We start from the raw sequence: 17787 nt of genomic DNA, 5'->3' as shown, positions 1-17787 counted from the left end.
GCAGATGTCGCAGATGTCGCCAACCCATCGGTTGCTCGACTGCCGAGGAACCCGCATCCACGCCGTCGAGCAGGGCGAGGGACCGCTGGTGGTCCTGGTGCACGGCTTTCCGGAGTCCTGGTACTCGTGGCGCCACCAGATTCCCGCGCTGGCCGGCGCCGGCTACCGGGTGGTGGCCATCGACCAGCGCGGGTACGGGCGCTCGTCGAAGTACCGGGTGCAAAAGGCCTACCGCATCAAGGAATTGGTGGGCGACATCGTGGGAGTTCTCGATGCCTACGGTGAGAAGCAGGCGGTCGTGGTCGGTCACGACTGGGGCGCGCCGGTGGCGTGGACGTTCGCCTGGCTGCATCCGGACCGCTGCCGCGGCGTCGTGGGTATCAGCGTTCCGTTCGCCGGCCGCGGGGTGATCGGCCTGCCCGGCAGCCCGTTCGGCGAGCGCAGGCCCAAGGACTACCATCTCGAGCTGGCCGGCCCCGGAAAGATCTGGTACCAGGACTATTTCGGCGAACAAGACGCGATCATCGCCGAGATCGAAGAGGACCTCCGGGGCTGGCTGCTCGGCCTGACCTACACCGTGTCTGGCCAGGGGATGATCGCGGCCACCCAGGCGGCGGTGGCGGCCGGTGTCGATTTGGCGTCGATGGACCCCATCGAGGTCATCCGCTCCGGACCGCTGTGCCTACCGGAGGGGGCGCGCCTGAAGGACGCGTTCATCTACCCCGAGACCATGCCGGAGTGGTTCACCGACGCCGACCTCGACTTCTATACGAAAGAATTCGAACGGTCCGGATTCGGTGGGCCGCTGAGCTTCTACCACAACATCGACAACGACTGGTGCGACCTCGCCGAGCAGGAAGGCACCCCGCTCACACCGCCGGCGTTGTTCATCGGGGGCCAGTACGACGTCGGCACGACCTGGGGCGCCGAGGCCGTGGAACGCGCGCACGAGGTGATGCCCAACTACTGCGGCACCCACATGATCGATGACGTCGGGCACTGGATCCAACAAGAGGAGCCCAAGGAGACCAACCGGTTGCTGCTCGAATTCCTGACAGGACTGCACTGGTGAAACTTCGGCCTCTGCCCATCGACAGCCGCGAACTGCGGCGGGTGTACGGCTGCCACCCCTCTGGGGTGACCGCGGTGTGCGCGATGGTCGACGGTGAGCCGGTGGGGATGGCAGCGAGTTCGTTCACATCGGTGTCGGTGGACCCGCCACTCGTGTCGATCTGCGTGCAGACCGACTCCAGAACATGGCCGCGGTTGAAAGCGGCTGCGCGGCTGGGCCTGAGCGTGCTGGCCGAACACCACAGCGATGCGTGCCGCACTCTCTCACGCAAAGAAGGTGACCGGTTCGCTGGGGTACCTTGGACCAGGCTGGCATCCGGAGCGGTGATCGTGCCGGAGGCCAGCGCCTGGTTGGAATGCCTGCTGCGCAGCGAGGTGGCCGCGGGTGATCACATGATCGCCGTTCTCGAGGTGTGCGCCCTGGACGCCAACGTCGGCATGCCGCCACTTGTGTTCCACGGCAGTCGGTTTCACCGGCTCACCGGCGCGGACGTGCTGGAGCGGACATGAAGACGACGGACACCAGGGTGCGTCGCGCGATCACAGCGGTGGGCGGCGGTCGGCCGGTCGTCATCACGACGGGACCGGAGAACGACAACGAGGGATATCTCGCGTTCGCCGCCGAGGCGGCCACGCCCACATTGCTGGCCTTCACGATTCGGCACTCGTCCGGCTATGTCAGGATCGCGCTGCCCGCCGCCGAGTGTGAGCGGTTGAACCTCCCGCCGATTTGCCATCGCGGCGAGAACCGCTCCGACGCGGCCGCTCACCGGGTGACGGTCGACTGGCGGGGGACCGGCACGGGGATCTCGGCGACCGACCGGGCGGCCACCATCGCGGCGCTGGCGGCGAAAAGCTCTGATTCATCGGACTTTCGTCGGCCCGGGCATGTGGTTCCGGTCGAGGTGGCCACGGCAGGCGTGCTGGGCCGCCCCGGTCCGGCCGAGGCGGCGCTCGACCTCACCCGCCTCGCCGGCCGACGCCACGCCGCGGGACTGTGCGAGATCGTGTCCCGCCACCGGCCCAGCGCGATGGCGCGAGGCGGCGAGCTGCTCGAGTTCGCGCTCGAGCACGCGTTGCCGGTCGTCTCCGTCGCTGAGCTCGTCAACTATCGGCGGCGGGTGGAGCCACAGGTCGAGCGAATGGCCGAGACGGTGTTGCCCAATTGCGGGGAGGGCTTCCGCGCCATCGGGTTCCGTGACGTGCACGGCGGCGGTGAGCACCTGGCCCTGATCGTCGGTGACGTCGGGCCCGGGGTTCCGGTTCCGCTGCACGTCCACGTCGAGTGTGTGACGTCAGACGTGTTCGGGTCGACCGCCTGCCGGTGCGGCACCGATCTGCGGACCGCGTTGAGCGACATGCGGACGGGGGACGGCGGGGTCGTCATCTACCTGCGTCCGCCCGGCCCGATGCGCGCCTGCGGTCTGACGGACGCCGATGAGCTCGATTCCGAAGAGCTGACTGCGACCGTGGCGTGGATTATGCGCGATCTCGGTGTCTACACCGTCAGATTGGCCGATGATGCACCCGGGTTCGGTCTGGTTATCTTCGGGGCCATCCGCGAGCGCGGGCTCCGGGTCGCGGGCTGAGACGAGGAGCGACAGCAAGGTGGTTCGATGACATATCCAGACCTCGCGGGCAAGGCCGCGATCGTCACAGGAGCGGGCGCGGGCATCGGCCTCGCGATCGCGGAACGTCTTGCCGCCGAGGGTTGCCGGGTGCTGTGCGCGGACATCGACGGCGGGGCTGCCGAAGCCGCGGCGACCAAGATCGGCGGTGGCGCCGTCGCGCATCGCGTCGACATCAGCGACGAGCAGCAGGTGATCGGCATGGTCGACGCCTGCACGGCGGCGTTCGGCGGCGTCGACAAGCTGGTCGCCAACGCCGGCGTGGTCCATTTCGCTTCGGTACTCGACACCACGGTCGAGGATTTCGATCGGGTGGTCCGCGTGAACCTGCGCGGCGCCTGGCTGTGCACCAAGCACGCGGCGCCGAAGATGATCGAACGGGGTGGTGGCGCCATCGTCAACATGTCGTCGTTGGCCGGGGTGGTGGCCGCGGCGGGCACCGCCGCATACGGCATGACGAAGGCCGGACTCATCCATCTGAGCCGCATCACCGCGGCCGAATTGCGGTCGGCCGGCGTGCGATCCAACGCGGTGCTGCCGGCGTTCGTCGACACCCCGATGCAGCGGACCGCGATGACGACCTTCGACGAGGCACTCGGTGAAGGCGGGGCCGACACCATGATCAGCCGGCTACAGGGCCGGATGGCCGGACCCGAGGAGATGGCGGGCGTCGTCGCGTTCCTGCTGTCCGACGACGCGTCGATGGTCAACGGCACCGCACAGTACGCTGACGGCGGCACCGCCGCCGCGCTGTGGTGAAACGGGTCAGCGCCGACTGGTCAGGATGGCAATCGCCAGCGCGGTGATCTCTTCGGCCACACCGGAATTGCGCGTGAGGTGCCAGGTGCGGGCGACGTCGTCGACGAAGCTGTCGGCCGCGGCCACCAACAGCCGCGCCTGCGCGGTGGTGGTGTCGGGCACGAGCTTGCGGACAAGCTCGGTCCACACCGCCTCGCGATCCGCCTGGCTCCGCAGGAAGCCGTCGCGCACCTCTTCGGAGGCGTGGGCGAGTTCGGTGATCGACACCGACACCAGGTCCGGATCGTCCAGGCACACCCGGACCCGTCCGGCGACCAGCCGACGCAGCGTCGCGGCCTCGTCACCGTCGGCCCGCAACGCGCGCACGCATTCCAGGGTCCACCAGTCGTCGAGCCGGCGGATCAGGGTGTCCAGGATCGCCTGTTTCGACGAGAACGACCGGTACAGTCCCGGGCCCGCGATGCCGACAGACTTGCCGATCTCGCTCGTGCTGACCGCCGGATACCCCTGCGCGCGGAAGAGCCGCGCACCGGCCGCCAGCAGTGTCTCGTGCCGGGAGAACAATGCGCGTTCGGGATGAGACGGCACGTCGGCCGGTGTCAGGTCGCTGACGGGGGGCGTTTGGGCGGCCGCCATACAGGCTTGGTAGAGAAGGTCTTTGAGCTCATCGCGCGGCAGCGTCAGGGAGTGGCGGCCGAGACTGGTCAGGGTGCTCGACACCGCCCAGGCGCGGAGTTCGGAATGCCGGTCGCTCAACTCGGGCACTTCCAGCCGGACACCGGCCTGCATGCCCGCGACGATGGTGTTGATCCGGTTGCGCACCTGGGCCCGGTCGTCGTCGTTGAGGTAGCGCGCCTCGCGCTGCCACAACACCGTCAGCGCGCGGGTGGCGATGGCGGCGGCGATGAGGTCGGGCAGTTCGTCACTCAACGGTTGACGCGTCGACCCCGCATCGCGGCCGCGGACGCTCTGGTACTCCTCCTGCGCGGTGATGATGGCCGCGGCGAGCAGCGCTTGTTTGTTCTCGTAGTGCCGGTACAGGGCGCGCGCCGTGACCCCGGCCGCCTCGGCGATGTCCTCCAGCTTGACCGAGTGAAAGCCGCGTTCGGTGAACAGCCGGACCGCCTGCTGCAGGATCTGCTTCTTGCGATCCTTCGGTCTGCGCTTGACCGTGCCGACGACGGGTTCCATGTCCGCCAGGCCCCCTTCCGCGTTCTCGAAACCGGCGCTACGCGAGCGGCTTCAATCCTGCCAGAAGTCGCTGAGCGTCAACTTCCTACAGTTTGAACCCGCTCTGACGTTCGAAATCCGCGAGGTCGAAGTAGTCGCTGAAGCGCTTGATCTTGCCGTTCTCGACCTCGAACACCCCCGTCACCGGCAGTTCGACCTTGCCGCCGCCGGTGAGCGTGAAGTAGTCCACCCGCTCGGCGAGCGCCAGGCCGGGTTTGGCGGCCAGCGTGACCACGTCGAGCTTGGCCTCGGTGAACGCGTTCAGGAACGCTTGAAAGATCTCCCGGATCGCGGTGATCCCGACGACCGGGTCCACGGGCACATTGTGGCACACCGCGTCATCGGCGAACGCCGAGCAGATCGCGTCGAGATCCCTTGTTTGCCAAGCATCGAAGAAGTCGCGGACAAGCGTCTCGGTGGCCTCTGCGGTGTCGGTCATCGAGCCTCCTGTGAGAGATCTACGCAGCCAGGCATGCAGCCATAGTACTCACCAGAGACATAAATATTCACGAGATGGGCAATTTCAAGCCATTTCGCTGGAGAACCTACAGGTATTGAAGCTATAGCCGATAGACATAATGCTCAGGGTCGCCAAGCTGGCGGTGACCCGGTTCAGGCGCGGTCGGGTACGCTGGCCAGCCGCACGTAGGCCGACGCCGCCTCGGCGCGGTTGGTGGCGTGAAGCTTTCGCAGCACCCGCTTCACGTGCGACTTGACCGTGCCTGCCGAGATCACCAGCTCGTCGGCGATCTGCTGGTTGGTGCGGCCGGCCGCCATCAACCGCAGCACCTCGACCTCGCGGCGGGTGAGCATCGTCATCACCCTGGTGTGAACTTCGGCCAGCGACCGCGCCGCGGGACTGTGCTCCAGCGGTTCGATCTTGCGCAAGTCCAGATCGGCGTCCTGCAGCGCCCGGGCCGCCTCGTCCGCGGAGGCCAGCGCGTTGCGCACCTCGGCCTGTAGCCGGCGCATCCTCTCCAGCAGCACGGTGCGCTCGTAGGCATACCCGAATCCCTCCGCGAACGCCCACACCGTGTCGCGATCGATCTCGTCGACCAGACGGCCCGAGTACAGCCGGTCGGCATGTAGGAAGCCGATCACCTTGCCCGTCGGCATCACCGGTGCCGCCACGTAGGAATGGGTCATCGAGAAGTCGACGATCGGCCTGTTCACGCGGGGGTCGTTGCGGGCGTCACGCACGATCGCCGGCGCGTGACGGCGGATCATCTGCGTCTCCAACAACATGTGATCCAGCGGCGGGGCCACGGATTGGGCGAACGCGACCATCTTCTCGGCGCCCTCGCGGTCCTCGCCGAAGTACGCCGACTCCATGAACATCTTGCCCTCGTGCACGCGGAACAGCACCGCGCGGTCAAATCCGCACGACTCCACCAACTCTCGCGGCGCCCGGTCGACGATCGTTGCGACGTCATCGACCACCCGCAGCTTGCTCAAGGCCTCCTGGACCTGCAACAGCGCGAAGGTGCGTCGTTGTGCGCCGTCCTCGATCAGCTCCCGCTCGAGCGAACAGAAATCGAGCACCGACTCCAGCGCCGCGATCGCTTCGTCGTCGCCGCACGCCTCCAACGCGTTGCGCACCTCGTTGGCTTTGGTGTCGATGGCCTCCGACACCACGGCCATCGGATCGTCTGTGGGGTCGACACTCCAATCCGCAAACGTCTCTCGGTAGCGGCGGGCGGCATCGCTCTCCCTGGCCGGACGCGACGCCCAGCCCGGATGGCCGGCCAACGTCTCGTCGGGATCGGGCGTGCCGTCGGCGATCTCCATGGCGTCTACTCTCTCCCGACCACGGCGGTGTTGCGGGCAGAACCGCAAATTGCCCTCCTACGGGGGCAGGAGTGTGCCCCAACGGGGGATCGCTTTGCTGTCCGGGTTGTCCGAGGCTGATGGGCATGTCATCTTCCACCGCTTCGGCGATCGAAGTGCTCACCACGCCGCAGGGCATCGCCGACCCTTATCCCTTGTACGACCAGCTGCGCTCCTCCTCTCCGGTCGCGGGTTACCGTGACTGGCCGCCGGGAACCGTGCCGGGTGCCGACGAACCCGTCACCGCGTGGGCCCTCTTCCGCTACGACCAGGTCTGGGAAGCCGCGCGCGACAGCGACACGTTCTCGTCGCGCGACCCGCTGCAAGAGGCCTCTTCTGCGCCCAGCCTGATGCTGGTCAACACCGATCCACCAAAGCACGAGGTGGAGCGAAAGTTGGTCTCGCAGGCGTTTTCTCCGCGCCGTGTCCGTCGGCTGGAACCCTGGCTCACCGATCTGGTTCCGCATTTGCTCGACGATCTCGGCGAGGGTGAAGTGGACGTGATGTCGTTCGCCGCCGAGATTCCCACCAGGGCCATGGTCCGGTTGCTGGGTCTGCCGGAAGGCGACCACGTCCGTTTCAAGAACTGGGCCAACGCGTTCATGCTGAGTTCGGCGCTGACGCCAGAAGAGCGGATGGCGAGCAACCAAGAGATGGTCGGGGCCTTTGCCGCCCGGCTCGCCGAGCACTCCTCGATCATCGCCGCGCAGGGGGCGAGCGAGGATGTCGAGGATGCCGAGGACCTCATATCAGCGCTGTTGCGCGCGGAAGTCGACGGTGAACGCCTGACGCCGGAGGAGATCGTCCGGTTCTGTGTCACGTTGGTGGTCGCAGGCAGCGAGACCACGACCTTTCTGATCGGCAACCTGTTGCACGCCTTGGCGAGCGAGCCCGAGATCGCTGCGCGGATACGTGCAGACCGGTCGATGCTTCCGGCCTTCGTCGAGGAGACCATGCGGCGCGACGGCCCACCACAGCGCCTGTTCCGCATCGCCACCCGCGACGTGGAAGTGGGGGGCAAGCTGATTCGGGAGGGGGAGTGGGTGGCGCTGTTCTTCGGCTCGGCCAACCGCGATCCCGCGGTGTTCCCCAACCCGGCGCGCCTCGACATCGACCGGCCGAATCTCCGAAGGCAGCTCTCGTTCGGCCACGGGTTGCATTTCTGCCTCGGTTCCTCGCTGGCGCGCTTGGAGGTCACCGCGATGCTCAACGCGGTACTCGACCGCTATCAGCGGATCGAGCTCAGCGATGATCCCGGGACGAAGCAGACCGCCAGTCTGCTCACACACGCGTATGTCCGTCTACCCCTTCGCCTGTCATGACCGCCATCAGCGAACAGGCCCGCAACATCGAGGCGACGAAGGCCATCTATGCCGCCGTGCCCGCGGGCGACCTGGACACCGCGCTTCGGCATCTCGACCCGGAGGTGCGTATCACCTATTACGGCACCGAGAAGATCCCGTACGCCGGTGACTACCACGGCATCACCGAGGCGATGACGTTCTTCGCCAGGGTCGGCCAGAACATCGAGATCGTCGAGATGGAACCGTGGAAGTTCATCGCACAGGGTGACGACCTCGCCGTCTGGGGTCGGCAGCGGTTCCGCAGGATCGAGACCGGGTACGAGTGGCAATCGGAGTTCGCGCACATCATCACCCTTCGTGAGGGCCGGTGGCTGCATTTCCGCGACTTCATGAACTCCGCCCTGACCCAGGAGGCGTTCAGCCGATGAGCACCGCCGCCGACCGTGATCTGCAGGACCGGGCAAATGCCGCGCCGGCTTGAGGTTGTCTCGAACGGGCGACGTTTATCTCCCTTGCTGGAGCAGTCCCCGGGCACCGAGCGCCGATAGCGTGATCGTGTGCCTCGCGCTGAAGAAACCCGTGGTGCACGGCGAATGCTGCCATCCGCGCACCGGTCGGCGCGCGGTTGGCGCCATCACCTTCGCCAACAGGCGCTTAGGTGCGGGTTCGACGGTATCAAGAAGATACTTGACTGAATAAAAAACGTCGATATCATCGCGATTTACAAATTGTGACGACCATGTGAGGCGTATTAGCTATGGACATCATGGCCTGGAGGCGCGTACGCTCTTCACCGTCACACGTCGAGTTCCAGCTGCCTGGAGGACCAGCGTGAGCAAAACCGCCCGACGGCAGAACCTCGATGTCATGGGGTGCGCAGAGCGATGGTGATCGACACCCAGGCGATGGCCAGGCCGGTGCGTGCGGTCGGTGGCTTCTTCGCGATGTCCATGGACACCTTTGTGATGATGTTCCGGGCACCGCTGGCATGGCGCGAGTACCTGATCCAGTGCTGGTTCGTGGCGCGGGTGTCGACCCTCCCGGGGCTGCTGATGACGATCCCGTGGGCTGTCATCTCGGGATTTCTGTTCAACGTCCTGTTGTCCGACATCGGTGCCGCCGATTTCTCCGGCACGGGTGCGGCGATTTTCACTGTGTCCCAAAGCGGTCCGATCGTGACGGTGTTGGTGGTCGCCGGTGCCGGCGCCACCGCGATGTGCGCCGATCTGGGCGCGCGCACGATCAGGGAGGAACTCGATGCGCTGCGGGTGATGGGAATCAATCCAATTCAAGCGCTGGTCGTTCCCCGGGTGCTCGCGGCGACCACGGTGTCGCTGGCGCTGAATTCGGTGCTGATCGTGACCGGCCTGGTGGGTGCGTTCGTGTGTTCGGTGTATCTGATGGACGTCTCGGCCGGTGCGTGGGTCGCGGGGTTGACGACGATGACGCATCTCGCGGACGTCATCATCTCGATGATCAAGGCGACACTGTTCGGATTGGCGGCGGGCCTGATCGCCTGCTATCAGGGAGTTTCAGTGGGCGGCGGCCCGGCAGGTGTGGGTCGGGCGGTGAACGAAACGGTGGTGTTCGCATTCATTGTCCTGTTCCTGACCAACATCATCGTCACCGCCATCGGCGTCCCGTTCATGGTGAGGTGAGTGGCCCATGACAGTCGGTGTTCCGAGCACGCTTCATCCGCGGCTGCGACGACTGGGCAACAGCGCAGTCGGCGAATGGCACCGCATCGGTGCCCAAACCCGGTTCTACGCCACCACATTGGCCGGAATCCCCGACGCCGTAGTCAACTACCGCAGCGAACTGCTGCGGGTGATCGCACAGATGGGCCTCGGCAGCGGCGCGCTCGCGGTGATCGGCGGCACGGTGGTGATTGTGGCGTTCCTGACGATCACCACCGGTGCGATCGTCGCGGTGCAGGGCTACAACCAACTGGCATCCGTGGGGGTGGAGGCCCTCACGGGCTTCGCATCCGCCTTCTTCAACACGCGCGAAATCCAGCCGGGCACGGTGATGGTCGCGTTGGCGGCCACCGTCGGCGCCGGCAGCACCGCGCAATTGGGGGCCATGCGGATCAACGAGGAGATCGACGCCCTGGAGGCGATCGGCATCCGCAGCGTCAGCTACCTCGCATCGACCCGGGTGCTGGCCGGCGTGATCGTGGCGGTGCCGCTCTTCTGTGTCGGCCTGATGACGGCGTACCTCGCCGCCCGCGTCGGCACCACCGCCATCTACGGACAGGGGTCCGGCGTCTACGACCACTACTTCTACACCTATCTCCACCCCACCGACGTGCTGTGGTCGATCGGGGAAGTCGCCGCGGTGGCACTGATGATCATGCTGATGTGCACCTACTACGGCTACACGGCGAGCGGCGGGCCCTCAGGGGTGGGGGAGGCGGTCGGCCGGGCGGTGCGGGCGTCGATGGTCGTCGCGTCGCTGCTGATTGTGGTTATGACGCTGGCGATTTACGGCCAGTCCGGCAACTTCCACCTGGCGGCATAGGGACATGAACCGCAGGGCAGGAACACACCGCGTCTCCACCGGGTGGTGGACGTTGATCCTGCTTGCGGTGATCGCGGTGTTCCTGTTCGGGTCCACGGCGGCCTTCCGGGGCACGTTCCGGTCCTACGTGGGAGTCACGCTCACCTCAGAACGCGCGGGGCTGGTGATGGAGACCGACGCCGACGTGATGCTGCGCGGGGTGCGGGTCGGCCGTGTCAGCAGGTTGAGCAACGACGAGAACCGGACGAGCCTGAAGCTGGAACTCGACCCCGACCAGGTCCGCTACATCCCGGCGAACGTCACGGCCCAGATCAGCGCGACCACCGCGTTCGGAACGAAATTCGTTGAGCTGGTGTATCCGTCGGATCCGAGCCCCGAACGGCTGACCGCAGGTGCGGTGTTGCATGCGGACCGGGTCAGCACGGAGGTCAACACCGTGTTCGAGAACGTCGTCGACCTACTCGACATGATCGATCCGCTGAAGCTGAACGCGGTGCTGACCGCCGTGGCCGACGGGGTCCGTGGACAGGGTGAACGGATGGGGCAGTCCATCACCGATCTCAACCAGGTGCTGCTGGCCCTCAACGAACGCAGCGAGACCATCGGCGCCAACTGGCGCTCGTTGAAGAACTTCACCGACACCTACGACGACGCCGCCGAAGACATCGTCGCCATCCTGGATGCCGTCAGCACGACGAGCACCACCGTCACCGAGCACGAAAGCGCACTGGATGCGTTGCTGCTCAACGTGGTCGGCTTCACCGAAGCCGGCACCAACCTGCTCGTCACGAGCAAGGACGACTTCGTCGACGCCGTCAACACCCTGCAGCCCACCACGGGTCTGCTGCTCCACCACAACCCCGTGTACACCTGCTTCCTGCAGGGAGCGACATGGTATCTGGAGAACGGGGGCTACGCGGCGTGGGGCGGCGACGGCCGCACCCTGCAACTGGATGTCGCCCTGTTGCTGGGGAACGACGCCTACACCTATCCGGAACATCTGCCGATCGTCGCGGCCAAGGGCGGACCCGGCGGGCAACCCGGATGCGGTTCGCTTCCGGATGCGACCAAGAACTTCCCGGTGCGCCAGCTCATCACCAATACCGGTTGGGGCACAGGCCTGGACATCCGGCCCAATCCCGGTATCGGACATCCCTGTTGGGCGAACTACCTGCCGGTGACCCGTGCGGTGCCGGAACCCCCCAGCATCCGGCAATGCATCCCGGGTCCGGCGATCGGCCCGATCACCGCTCCCGGGGCGCCGCCATACGGCGCGCCGTGGTACGGACCCGACGGGACGCCTCTGTGGCCGGGAGTGCCACCGCCGGAACCGAATCCCACACCAATGGGCGCTAACCCGCCATAGACCAACCTGAAATCGCAAGGGAGAGAACGTGAGTAGCCTAAAGGGCGTGATCTGGCGGTTTGCCGTCTGGCTGACCGCCTGCTCGCTCGTCGGGTTCCTACTGCTGGTGACCTTCGGAGAGTTCCGCTTCGGCTCGGGCGACGGCTACTACGCCGAGTTCACCAACGTCTCGAATCTGCGGAAAGGGACGACCGTACGGATCGCCGGGGTGGAGGTGGGCAAGGTCAATGACATCTCGATCAACCCCGATGCGACGGTGCGGGTGGGATTCTCGGTAGACAAGTCGGTGGTTCTCACCGAAGGCTCACGTGCGGTGATCCGGTACGACAACCTGATTGGTGACCGCTACCTCGCGTTGACGGAGGGGGCCGGTGGCACCAAGGCGCTACAGCCCGGGCAGACCATCCCGCCGACCCGCACCGAACCGGCGCTGGACCTGGACGCGGTGATCGGCGGGTTCAAACCGCTGTTTCGAGCCCTCGATCCGGAGCAGGTCAACAGCCTCAGCGAGGAGTTGATCGCGGCATTTCAAGGACAGGGGCCGGCCATCGGGTCGTTTCTCGACCAAGCAGCGGTGCTGACCAACGCGTTGGCCGATCGCGATGTGTTGATCGGGCAGGTCATCGACAACCTCAACGTCGTGCTGGGATCCCTTGGTGGGCAGAGCGATCGACTCGACACGGCGGTGGCTTCGCTCTCTGAGCTGATCAATCGGCTGGCGGAGCGCCGAACCCACGTCTCCAACGCGGTGGCCCACACCAACGCCGCTGCAGGCTCGCTCGCCGACCTGTTGGCCAAGTCGCGGGCGCCGTTCCGGAAGGTGGTGCAGGAGACCGACCGCGTGGCCGAGATCGCGATGGCGGACCGCGACTACCTCGACAACCTGATCAACACCCTGCCGGACAAGTACCGGGCGCTGGTCCGGCAGGGGATGTACGGCGACTACTTCAGCTTCTACCTGTGCGACGTGGTGCTGAAACTCAACGGCAAAGGGGGACAGCCTGTGTACGTGAAGGTGGTTGGTCAGAGCACCGGGAGGTGCGCGCCCAAGTGAAGTCGTTCGCGGAACGCAATCCGATACTGATCGGCGGCATCGGTGTGCTCGCCGTGTCCGCGGTCGTGGTGGCGGCGCTTCAATACCAACGGCTGCCCTTTCTCAGCACCGGGGAGGTCTACTCGGCCTATTTCGCCGACGCCAGCGGGCTGAGAAACGGTGCCGTGGTCGAAGTCTCCGGTTATCCGGTGGGCAACGTGCTGAGCATCGACCTGGAGCCGGCCGGCGTACTGGTCACCTTCAAGATCGGTGAGGACGTCCGGATGGGGTCGCGCACCGAGGCCGCGATCAAGACCAAGAGCCTGCTGGGCGCCAAGATCGTCGATGTGACGCCGCGCGGGGACGGCCGGCTCGAGGGTGCCATTCCGCTCGATCGGACGACGTCGCCGTATCAGTTGCCGGACGCCCTGGGTGATCTGGCGACCACGATCAGCGGGGTGAACACCAACCAGTTGTCGGACTCGTTGGCGACGTTGGCGCAGACCTTCTCTGACACACCGCCTGCCCTGCGGGAGGCGGTGGCCGGGGTGTCTCGCCTCGCGAAGACGCTCGACTCCCGCGACGCGCAGCTGCGCAGCCTGCTCAAGAACGCCGCCGCGGCGACGTCGGTGCTCGCCAATCGCGCGGACCAGATCGCGGGCCTGGTGCGCGACACCAATGCGCTGCTGGCGCAACTGCGCACGCAGAGCGCGGCACTGGATCAGATATGGGGAAACATCTCGGCGGTGTCAAAACAGCTGAAGGCGTTCATCTCCGAGAACCGAGCGCAGCTGAAGCCGGCGCTGGACAAGCTCAACGGGGTACTCGAGATCGTCGACGACCGCAAGGAGCGGCTGCAGCAGGCCATCAAGCTGATCAACACCTACGTGATGTCGCTCGGTGAATCACTGTCCTCCGGGCCGTTTTTCAAGGCATATGTGGCCAACCTGCTTCCGGGTCAGTTCGTCCAGCCGTTCGTTGATGCCGCCTTCTCCGACCTCGGACTGGACCCGGCCACGTTGTTGCCCTCCGAGTTGACCGATCCGCAGATCGGCCAGCCCGGGACCCCGGCGCTGCCGATGCCGTATCCGCGGACCGGTCAGGGCGGCGAGCCGAGGCTGACGTTGCCCGATGCGATCACCGGCAAGCCCGGCGATCCGCGATACCCCTATCGCGAACCGCCGCCGCCACCACCTCCCGGCGGTCCGCCACCGGGGCCGCCGGCGCCACAGCCGGGAGCACAGCCGTGACGCGCCAATGGCGGAGCCCGTTGGCGCTCGCCCTTGTGCTCATGCTCGGTGCGGGTCTCTTCACGGCCGCGCGGTTGCCCGATCGGAACGCGCGAATGACGGTGGTCGCCTACTTCGAAACCACCACCGGGCTGTTCGCCGGTGACCATGTGTGGATCCGGGGCGTGTCGGTCGGCAAGGTCGAGAAGATCGAGCCGCAGCCCGAGCAGGCCAAGGTCTCCTTCTCGATCGACAGCAAGTACCGGGTTCCCGCCGACGCCAAGGCGGTGATCCTGTCACCCCAGCTGGTGACGGGTCGGGCCATCCAGCTGGTACCGCCCTATCGCGGGGGACCCACGCTCGGCGACGGCGCGGTGATCCCGCTCGACCGCACCGCGGTGCCGGTCGAGTGGGACGACCTGCGCACGCAACTCGAGCGGGTGACGGAACTGTTGAAACCCACTGAGCCTGGCGGCGTGAGCACGCTCGGAGCCCTCATCAACACCGCCGCGGACAACGTGCGCGGACAAGGGCCCACCATCCGCGACGCCATCGTCAAACTGTCGCGCACGGTGACGACCCTCGCCGATCAGAGCGACGACGTCTTCGCCACGACCAAGAACCTCGCCACGTTGGTCTCCGCGCTGCGCGACAGTGCCGATCTGCTCGAACAGCTCAACCACAACCTCGCCGCCGTGTCGGCGGTGCTCGCCGACGACCCGGACAAGGTGGGCCGCGCCGCCGAGGAACTGAACGCCGTGGTCGTTGACGTGCGCGACTTCGCCGCCGAACACACCGAGGTGATCGGCACCGCGTCGGACAGGTTGACGTCGATCACCGGTGCACTCGTCGACAGCATCGACGACATCAAGCAGACACTGCACATCGCCCCGACCGTCTTGCAGAACTTCAACAACATGTACGAGCCCGCCAACGGGTCGATGACCGGTGCGCTCGCCGTCAACAACTTCGCCAACCCGGTGTCTTTCCTATGTGGCGCAATCCAATCCGCGTCCCGGCTGGGGGGCGAGCAATCGGCGAAGCTGTGCGCGCAGTATCTGGCGCCCATCGTGAAGAACCGCCAGTACAACTTCCCTCCGTTGGGGCTGAATCCGTTCGTCGGCGCGCAGGCGCGGCCGAACGAGGTCACCTACAGCGAGGACTGGATGCGACCCGACCACGTTCCGACACCGGTGTCTGAGCCGCCCGCCGAGACGGTCGCCGCCGACCCAGCTGACGGCCTGCAGGGGATGATGGTGCCTCATGGCGGTGGGTCATGACACCGCGGCGCACACACCGCACGGCAGCGATCGTGCTCACGGTCCTGACATTGCTGGCCGCGACCGGCTGCGGCTGGCAGGGGCTCAACTCGCTGCCGCTGCCGGGCGTGCAGGGCAAGGGGCCCAACTCGTTCGAGGTCCAGGCCCAACTGCCCGACGTCAATAATCTGCAACCGAATTCCCGGGTCCGCGTGGCGGATGTCCCCGTCGGGCATGTCTCGAGAATCGAACGCCAGGATTGGCACGCCCTGGTGACCATGAGGCTCAACGGCGACGTCGAGCTGCCCGCCAATGCCACCGCCAAGATCGGCGCCACCAGCCTGCTCGGTTCGCTGCACATCGAACTCGCGCCGCCGACCGACGAACCGCCGACGGGCAGGTTGCACGACGGCTCGCTGATTCCGCTGTCGCGCGGCGGCAGCTATCCGAGCACCGAGCAGACGTTGGCGGCGTTGTCGATGGTGCTCAACGGCGGCGGCGTCGGCCAGGTGCACGACATCGCCGAAGCGCTCTCGACCGCGTTTCGGGACCGTGAGCAGGATGTGCGAAGCGTGATCGAGCAGTTGAACGTATTCACCGGCCACCTCAACCACCAAATGGACGACATCATCGCCGCCACCGACAGCCTGAACCGTCTGGTCGGACGGTTCGCCGCACAGCAGCCGGTGCTGGACCGGGCTCTGGCCACCGTTCCGGATGCGCTCGAGGTGCTCAACGCCGAGCGGGACAACCTGGTGGCAGCGGCCGACGGTCTCGCCAAATTCAGTGCGCTGACGGTTGATTCGGTCAACCAGACGAAGGAGAACCTGGTCCGGGAGCTACACGACGTCGGCCCCGTCCTGGAGTCGCTGGCCAACGCCGGCACCAGCCTCACGCGGTCCCTCAGCCTGTTGGCGACCTTCCCCTTTCCGAACGAGACCTTCGAGAACTTCCAACGCGGCGACTACGCCAACCTGACCGCGATCGTCGACCTCACGCTGAGCCGGATCGATCAGGGGTTGTTCACCGGCACCCGGTGGGAGTGTGACCTGACCGAACTGGAGTTGCAGTGGGGCCGAACCATCGGGCAGTTCCCCAGCCCCTGCATGGCGGGCGGACCCCACCACCAAGGCAACCCGCTCGCCATCCCCTATCGGTGGGATCAGGGGCCGTGACATGCGAGTGAATCGACGGGTTCAAATACAGTTGGCCATCTTCGCGGTGGTCGCGGTCGGCGCGGTCGCGTTGATGACGCTGCACTTCATGAGACTGCCCGCCACCATGTTCGGTGTCGGCCAGTACACGGTGACGCTCGAACTACCGAAATCCGGTGGGCTCTACGAAACCGCCAACGTCACCTATCGGGGCACGAAAGTCGGCCAGGTGCGGTCGGTGCGGCTGTCCGACAGCGGCGTTGAGGCGGTGTTGTCGCTGAACTCGGGGATCGACATACCGTCGGACCTCGAAGCGCAGGTGCACAGCCAGTCGGCGGTCGGCGAGTCCTACGTACTCCTGTTGCCGCGCAACGGCTCCGCGCCGCCACTGAAGAACGGCGACGTGATTCCGCTCGCCGACACGTCCGTTCCACCCGATATCAACACACTGCTCGCCGCCGCAAACGAAGGCCTGCACGCGATACCTCGGGACAACCTCCAGACCGTCATCGATGAGTCGTACACCGCCGTCGGCGGGCTCGGTCCCGAACTGTCCCGCATCGTGAAGGGAACGACCACGCTTGCGAGCGACGCCCGCGAGAACCTGGACGCGCTGACGACGCTGATCGATCAAGCCCGGCCGGTGCTGGACTCGCAGTCCGACTCCTCCGGCGCGATCACGGCGTGGGCGGCCCGATTGGCCGCGGTGACCGACCAACTGCGTGACCACGACCAGGCGGTCGCGGGCGTGATAGACGAGGGCGGACCGGCGGCCGCGCAGGGACGCCAACTGGTGGACCGGCTGTCGCCCACGCTGCCGATCCTGATGGCCAACCTCGTCACGGTGGGGCAGGTCGCGCTCGCCTACCAGAACGACATCGAGCAATTGCTCGTGGTGTTCCCGCAAGCCATCCAAGCCGATCAAGCAGGCGTCCTCGGCAACCTCAACACCAAGCAGGACTACAAAGGCCAGTACCTGAGCTTCAACCTGAACCTCAACCTGCCGCCGCCGTGCACCACCGGTTTCCTGCCCGCCCAACAGCGGCGGGTTCCCGCGCAGGAGGATTACCCGGAGCGGCCTGCCGGTGACCTCTACTGCCGGGTGCCGCAGGATTCGCAGTTCAATGTGCGTGGCGCGCGCAACATTCCGTGTGAGACGGTGCCCGGCAAGCGCGCGGCCACGGTCGCGTTCTGCGAGAGCGACGAAGAGTACGTGCCGCTCAACGAGGGGTTCAACTGGAAGGGCGACCCGAACGCCACGCTGTCGGGCCAACCCGTGCCGCAGCTGCCGCCGGCGCCCAAGAGTCCGCCACCGCCGGTGGCCGCCGTCGAATACGACCCGGCGGCGCAAGCGCCCGCGGACAAGTCGTGGCAGGACATGCTGCTGCCGCCCTGATATCGGCGCGA

The 17787-nt window shown here is 66.4% G+C and carries 17 protein-coding genes; 14 read left to right on the top strand and 3 right to left on the bottom strand.

Annotated features, from left to right (window positions below; all coding sequences use genetic code 11):
• Nucleotides 1–13: 13 nt before the first annotated feature.
• From MELE44368_RS06880 to MELE44368_RS06865, 4 genes are read left to right on the top strand one after another with little or no spacing between them, the layout of a single operon-like run.
• Nucleotides 14–1072 (top strand): alpha/beta fold hydrolase, encoded by a 1059-nt coding sequence (locus tag MELE44368_RS06880; protein ID WP_064890908.1) that lies wholly within the window; start codon nucleotides 14–16, stop codon nucleotides 1070–1072.
• Nucleotides 1069–1581: a flavin reductase family protein gene (locus MELE44368_RS06875; protein ID WP_128107815.1), complete on the top strand. Its 513-nt coding sequence runs from the start codon at nucleotides 1069–1071 to the stop codon at nucleotides 1579–1581. The genes MELE44368_RS06880 and MELE44368_RS06875 overlap by 4 nt, the downstream gene beginning before the upstream one ends.
• Complete coding sequence (locus MELE44368_RS06870; protein ID WP_128107814.1) at nucleotides 1578–2660, top strand: 3,4-dihydroxy-2-butanone-4-phosphate synthase; 1083 nt, start codon at nucleotides 1578–1580, stop codon at nucleotides 2658–2660. Before MELE44368_RS06875 ends, MELE44368_RS06870 begins: the two co-directional genes overlap by 4 nt.
• A 27-nt stretch (nucleotides 2661–2687) precedes the next feature.
• A complete protein-coding gene (locus MELE44368_RS06865) occupies nucleotides 2688–3458 on the top strand; it encodes an SDR family oxidoreductase (RefSeq protein WP_128107813.1) in 771 nt (256 codons plus the stop codon).
• Between the two features lie 6 nt (nucleotides 3459–3464).
• Here the strand turns inward: MELE44368_RS06865 and MELE44368_RS06860 are convergent, their stop codons facing one another.
• The 3 genes from MELE44368_RS06860 to MELE44368_RS06850 form a co-directional block, all read right to left on the bottom strand.
• Nucleotides 3465–4649, bottom strand: a complete 1185-nt coding sequence (locus tag MELE44368_RS06860; protein ID WP_128107812.1) for a TetR/AcrR family transcriptional regulator — start codon at nucleotides 4647–4649, stop codon at nucleotides 3465–3467.
• Nucleotides 4650–4734: 85 nt separating this feature from the next.
• Nucleotides 4735–5127, bottom strand: a complete 393-nt coding sequence (locus tag MELE44368_RS06855) for an SgcJ/EcaC family oxidoreductase (RefSeq protein WP_128107811.1) — start codon at nucleotides 5125–5127, stop codon at nucleotides 4735–4737.
• A gap of 173 nt (nucleotides 5128–5300) precedes the next feature.
• Nucleotides 5301–6476 carry a LuxR C-terminal-related transcriptional regulator gene (locus MELE44368_RS06850; protein WP_128107810.1) on the bottom strand — a complete coding sequence of 392 codons (1176 nt, stop codon included), beginning with the start codon at nucleotides 6474–6476 and terminating at the stop codon, nucleotides 5301–5303.
• 125 nt (nucleotides 6477–6601) lie between these two features.
• On the opposite strand from MELE44368_RS06850, the gene MELE44368_RS06845 reads away from it, so the two are divergent.
• The 10 genes from MELE44368_RS06845 to MELE44368_RS06800 all read left to right on the top strand — a co-directional run bounded on the left by MELE44368_RS06845 (nucleotide 6602) and on the right by MELE44368_RS06800 (nucleotide 17776).
• Nucleotides 6602–7837 (top strand): cytochrome P450, encoded by a 1236-nt coding sequence (locus tag MELE44368_RS06845; protein ID WP_128107809.1) that lies wholly within the window; start codon nucleotides 6602–6604, stop codon nucleotides 7835–7837.
• On the top strand, nucleotides 7834–8247 hold the full coding sequence (locus MELE44368_RS06840; protein WP_179962020.1) for a nuclear transport factor 2 family protein: 414 nt from the start codon (nucleotides 7834–7836) through the stop codon (nucleotides 8245–8247). Before MELE44368_RS06845 ends, MELE44368_RS06840 begins: the two co-directional genes overlap by 4 nt.
• Before the next feature lie 456 nt (nucleotides 8248–8703).
• Nucleotides 8704–9477, top strand: a complete 774-nt coding sequence (locus tag MELE44368_RS06835) for an MlaE family ABC transporter permease (RefSeq protein WP_046751003.1) — start codon at nucleotides 8704–8706, stop codon at nucleotides 9475–9477.
• A gap of 7 nt (nucleotides 9478–9484) precedes the next feature.
• Nucleotides 9485–10339: an ABC transporter permease gene (locus MELE44368_RS06830; RefSeq protein WP_046751004.1), complete on the top strand. Its 855-nt coding sequence runs from the start codon at nucleotides 9485–9487 to the stop codon at nucleotides 10337–10339.
• A gap of 4 nt (nucleotides 10340–10343) precedes the next feature.
• Nucleotides 10344–11705 carry an MCE family protein gene (locus tag MELE44368_RS06825; RefSeq protein WP_046751005.1) on the top strand — a complete coding sequence of 454 codons (1362 nt, stop codon included), beginning with the start codon at nucleotides 10344–10346 and terminating at the stop codon, nucleotides 11703–11705.
• Nucleotides 11706–11733: 28 nt separating this feature from the next.
• On the top strand, nucleotides 11734–12759 hold the full coding sequence (locus tag MELE44368_RS06820) for a virulence factor Mce family protein (RefSeq protein WP_128107808.1): 1026 nt from the start codon (nucleotides 11734–11736) through the stop codon (nucleotides 12757–12759).
• Nucleotides 12756–13988 (top strand): MCE family protein, encoded by a 1233-nt coding sequence (locus MELE44368_RS06815; protein WP_128107807.1) that lies wholly within the window; start codon nucleotides 12756–12758, stop codon nucleotides 13986–13988. The genes MELE44368_RS06820 and MELE44368_RS06815 overlap by 4 nt, the downstream gene beginning before the upstream one ends.
• Nucleotides 13985–15247 carry a virulence factor Mce family protein gene (locus tag MELE44368_RS06810; RefSeq protein WP_264032268.1) on the top strand — a complete coding sequence of 421 codons (1263 nt, stop codon included), beginning with the start codon at nucleotides 13985–13987 and terminating at the stop codon, nucleotides 15245–15247. The genes MELE44368_RS06815 and MELE44368_RS06810 overlap by 4 nt, the downstream gene beginning before the upstream one ends.
• Nucleotides 15244–16401: a virulence factor Mce family protein gene (locus tag MELE44368_RS06805; RefSeq protein WP_064890835.1), complete on the top strand. Its 1158-nt coding sequence runs from the start codon at nucleotides 15244–15246 to the stop codon at nucleotides 16399–16401. The genes MELE44368_RS06810 and MELE44368_RS06805 overlap by 4 nt, the downstream gene beginning before the upstream one ends.
• A 1-nt stretch (nucleotide 16402) precedes the next feature.
• Complete coding sequence (locus MELE44368_RS06800; protein ID WP_128107806.1) at nucleotides 16403–17776, top strand: MCE family protein; 1374 nt, start codon at nucleotides 16403–16405, stop codon at nucleotides 17774–17776.
• The last annotated feature ends 11 nt before the right edge of the window (nucleotides 17777–17787 follow it).

Source organism: Mycolicibacterium elephantis DSM 44368, assembly GCF_004014805.1.
Lineage (GTDB): Bacteria > Actinomycetota > Actinomycetes > Mycobacteriales > Mycobacteriaceae > Mycobacterium > Mycobacterium elephantis.
Note: the sequence above shows the minus strand (reverse complement) of the source record. Positions and strands in the feature narration are given on the sequence as shown.

Coding starts and splice junctions, on each gene's coding strand:
- MELE44368_RS06835 (WP_046751003.1), top strand. CDS start 8,704: ATGGTGATCGACACCCAGGCGATGGCCAGGCCGGTGCGTGCGGTCGGT.
- MELE44368_RS06855 (WP_128107811.1), bottom strand. CDS start 5,127: ATGACCGACACCGCAGAGGCCACCGAGACGCTTGTCCGCGACTTCTTC.
- MELE44368_RS06800 (WP_128107806.1), top strand. CDS start 16,403: ATGCGAGTGAATCGACGGGTTCAAATACAGTTGGCCATCTTCGCGGTG.
- MELE44368_RS06865 (WP_128107813.1), top strand. CDS start 2,688: ATGACATATCCAGACCTCGCGGGCAAGGCCGCGATCGTCACAGGAGCG.
- MELE44368_RS06850 (WP_128107810.1), bottom strand. CDS start 6,476: ATGGAGATCGCCGACGGCACGCCCGATCCCGACGAGACGTTGGCCGGC.
- MELE44368_RS06870 (WP_128107814.1), top strand. CDS start 1,578: ATGAAGACGACGGACACCAGGGTGCGTCGCGCGATCACAGCGGTGGGC.
- MELE44368_RS06840 (WP_179962020.1), top strand. CDS start 7,834: ATGACCGCCATCAGCGAACAGGCCCGCAACATCGAGGCGACGAAGGCC.
- MELE44368_RS06805 (WP_064890835.1), top strand. CDS start 15,244: ATGACACCGCGGCGCACACACCGCACGGCAGCGATCGTGCTCACGGTC.
- MELE44368_RS06845 (WP_128107809.1), top strand. CDS start 6,602: ATGTCATCTTCCACCGCTTCGGCGATCGAAGTGCTCACCACGCCGCAG.
- MELE44368_RS06825 (WP_046751005.1), top strand. CDS start 10,344: ATGAACCGCAGGGCAGGAACACACCGCGTCTCCACCGGGTGGTGGACG.
- MELE44368_RS06860 (WP_128107812.1), bottom strand. CDS start 4,649: ATGGAACCCGTCGTCGGCACGGTCAAGCGCAGACCGAAGGATCGCAAG.
- MELE44368_RS06880 (WP_064890908.1), top strand. CDS start 14: ATGTCGCCAACCCATCGGTTGCTCGACTGCCGAGGAACCCGCATCCAC.
- MELE44368_RS06830 (WP_046751004.1), top strand. CDS start 9,485: ATGACAGTCGGTGTTCCGAGCACGCTTCATCCGCGGCTGCGACGACTG.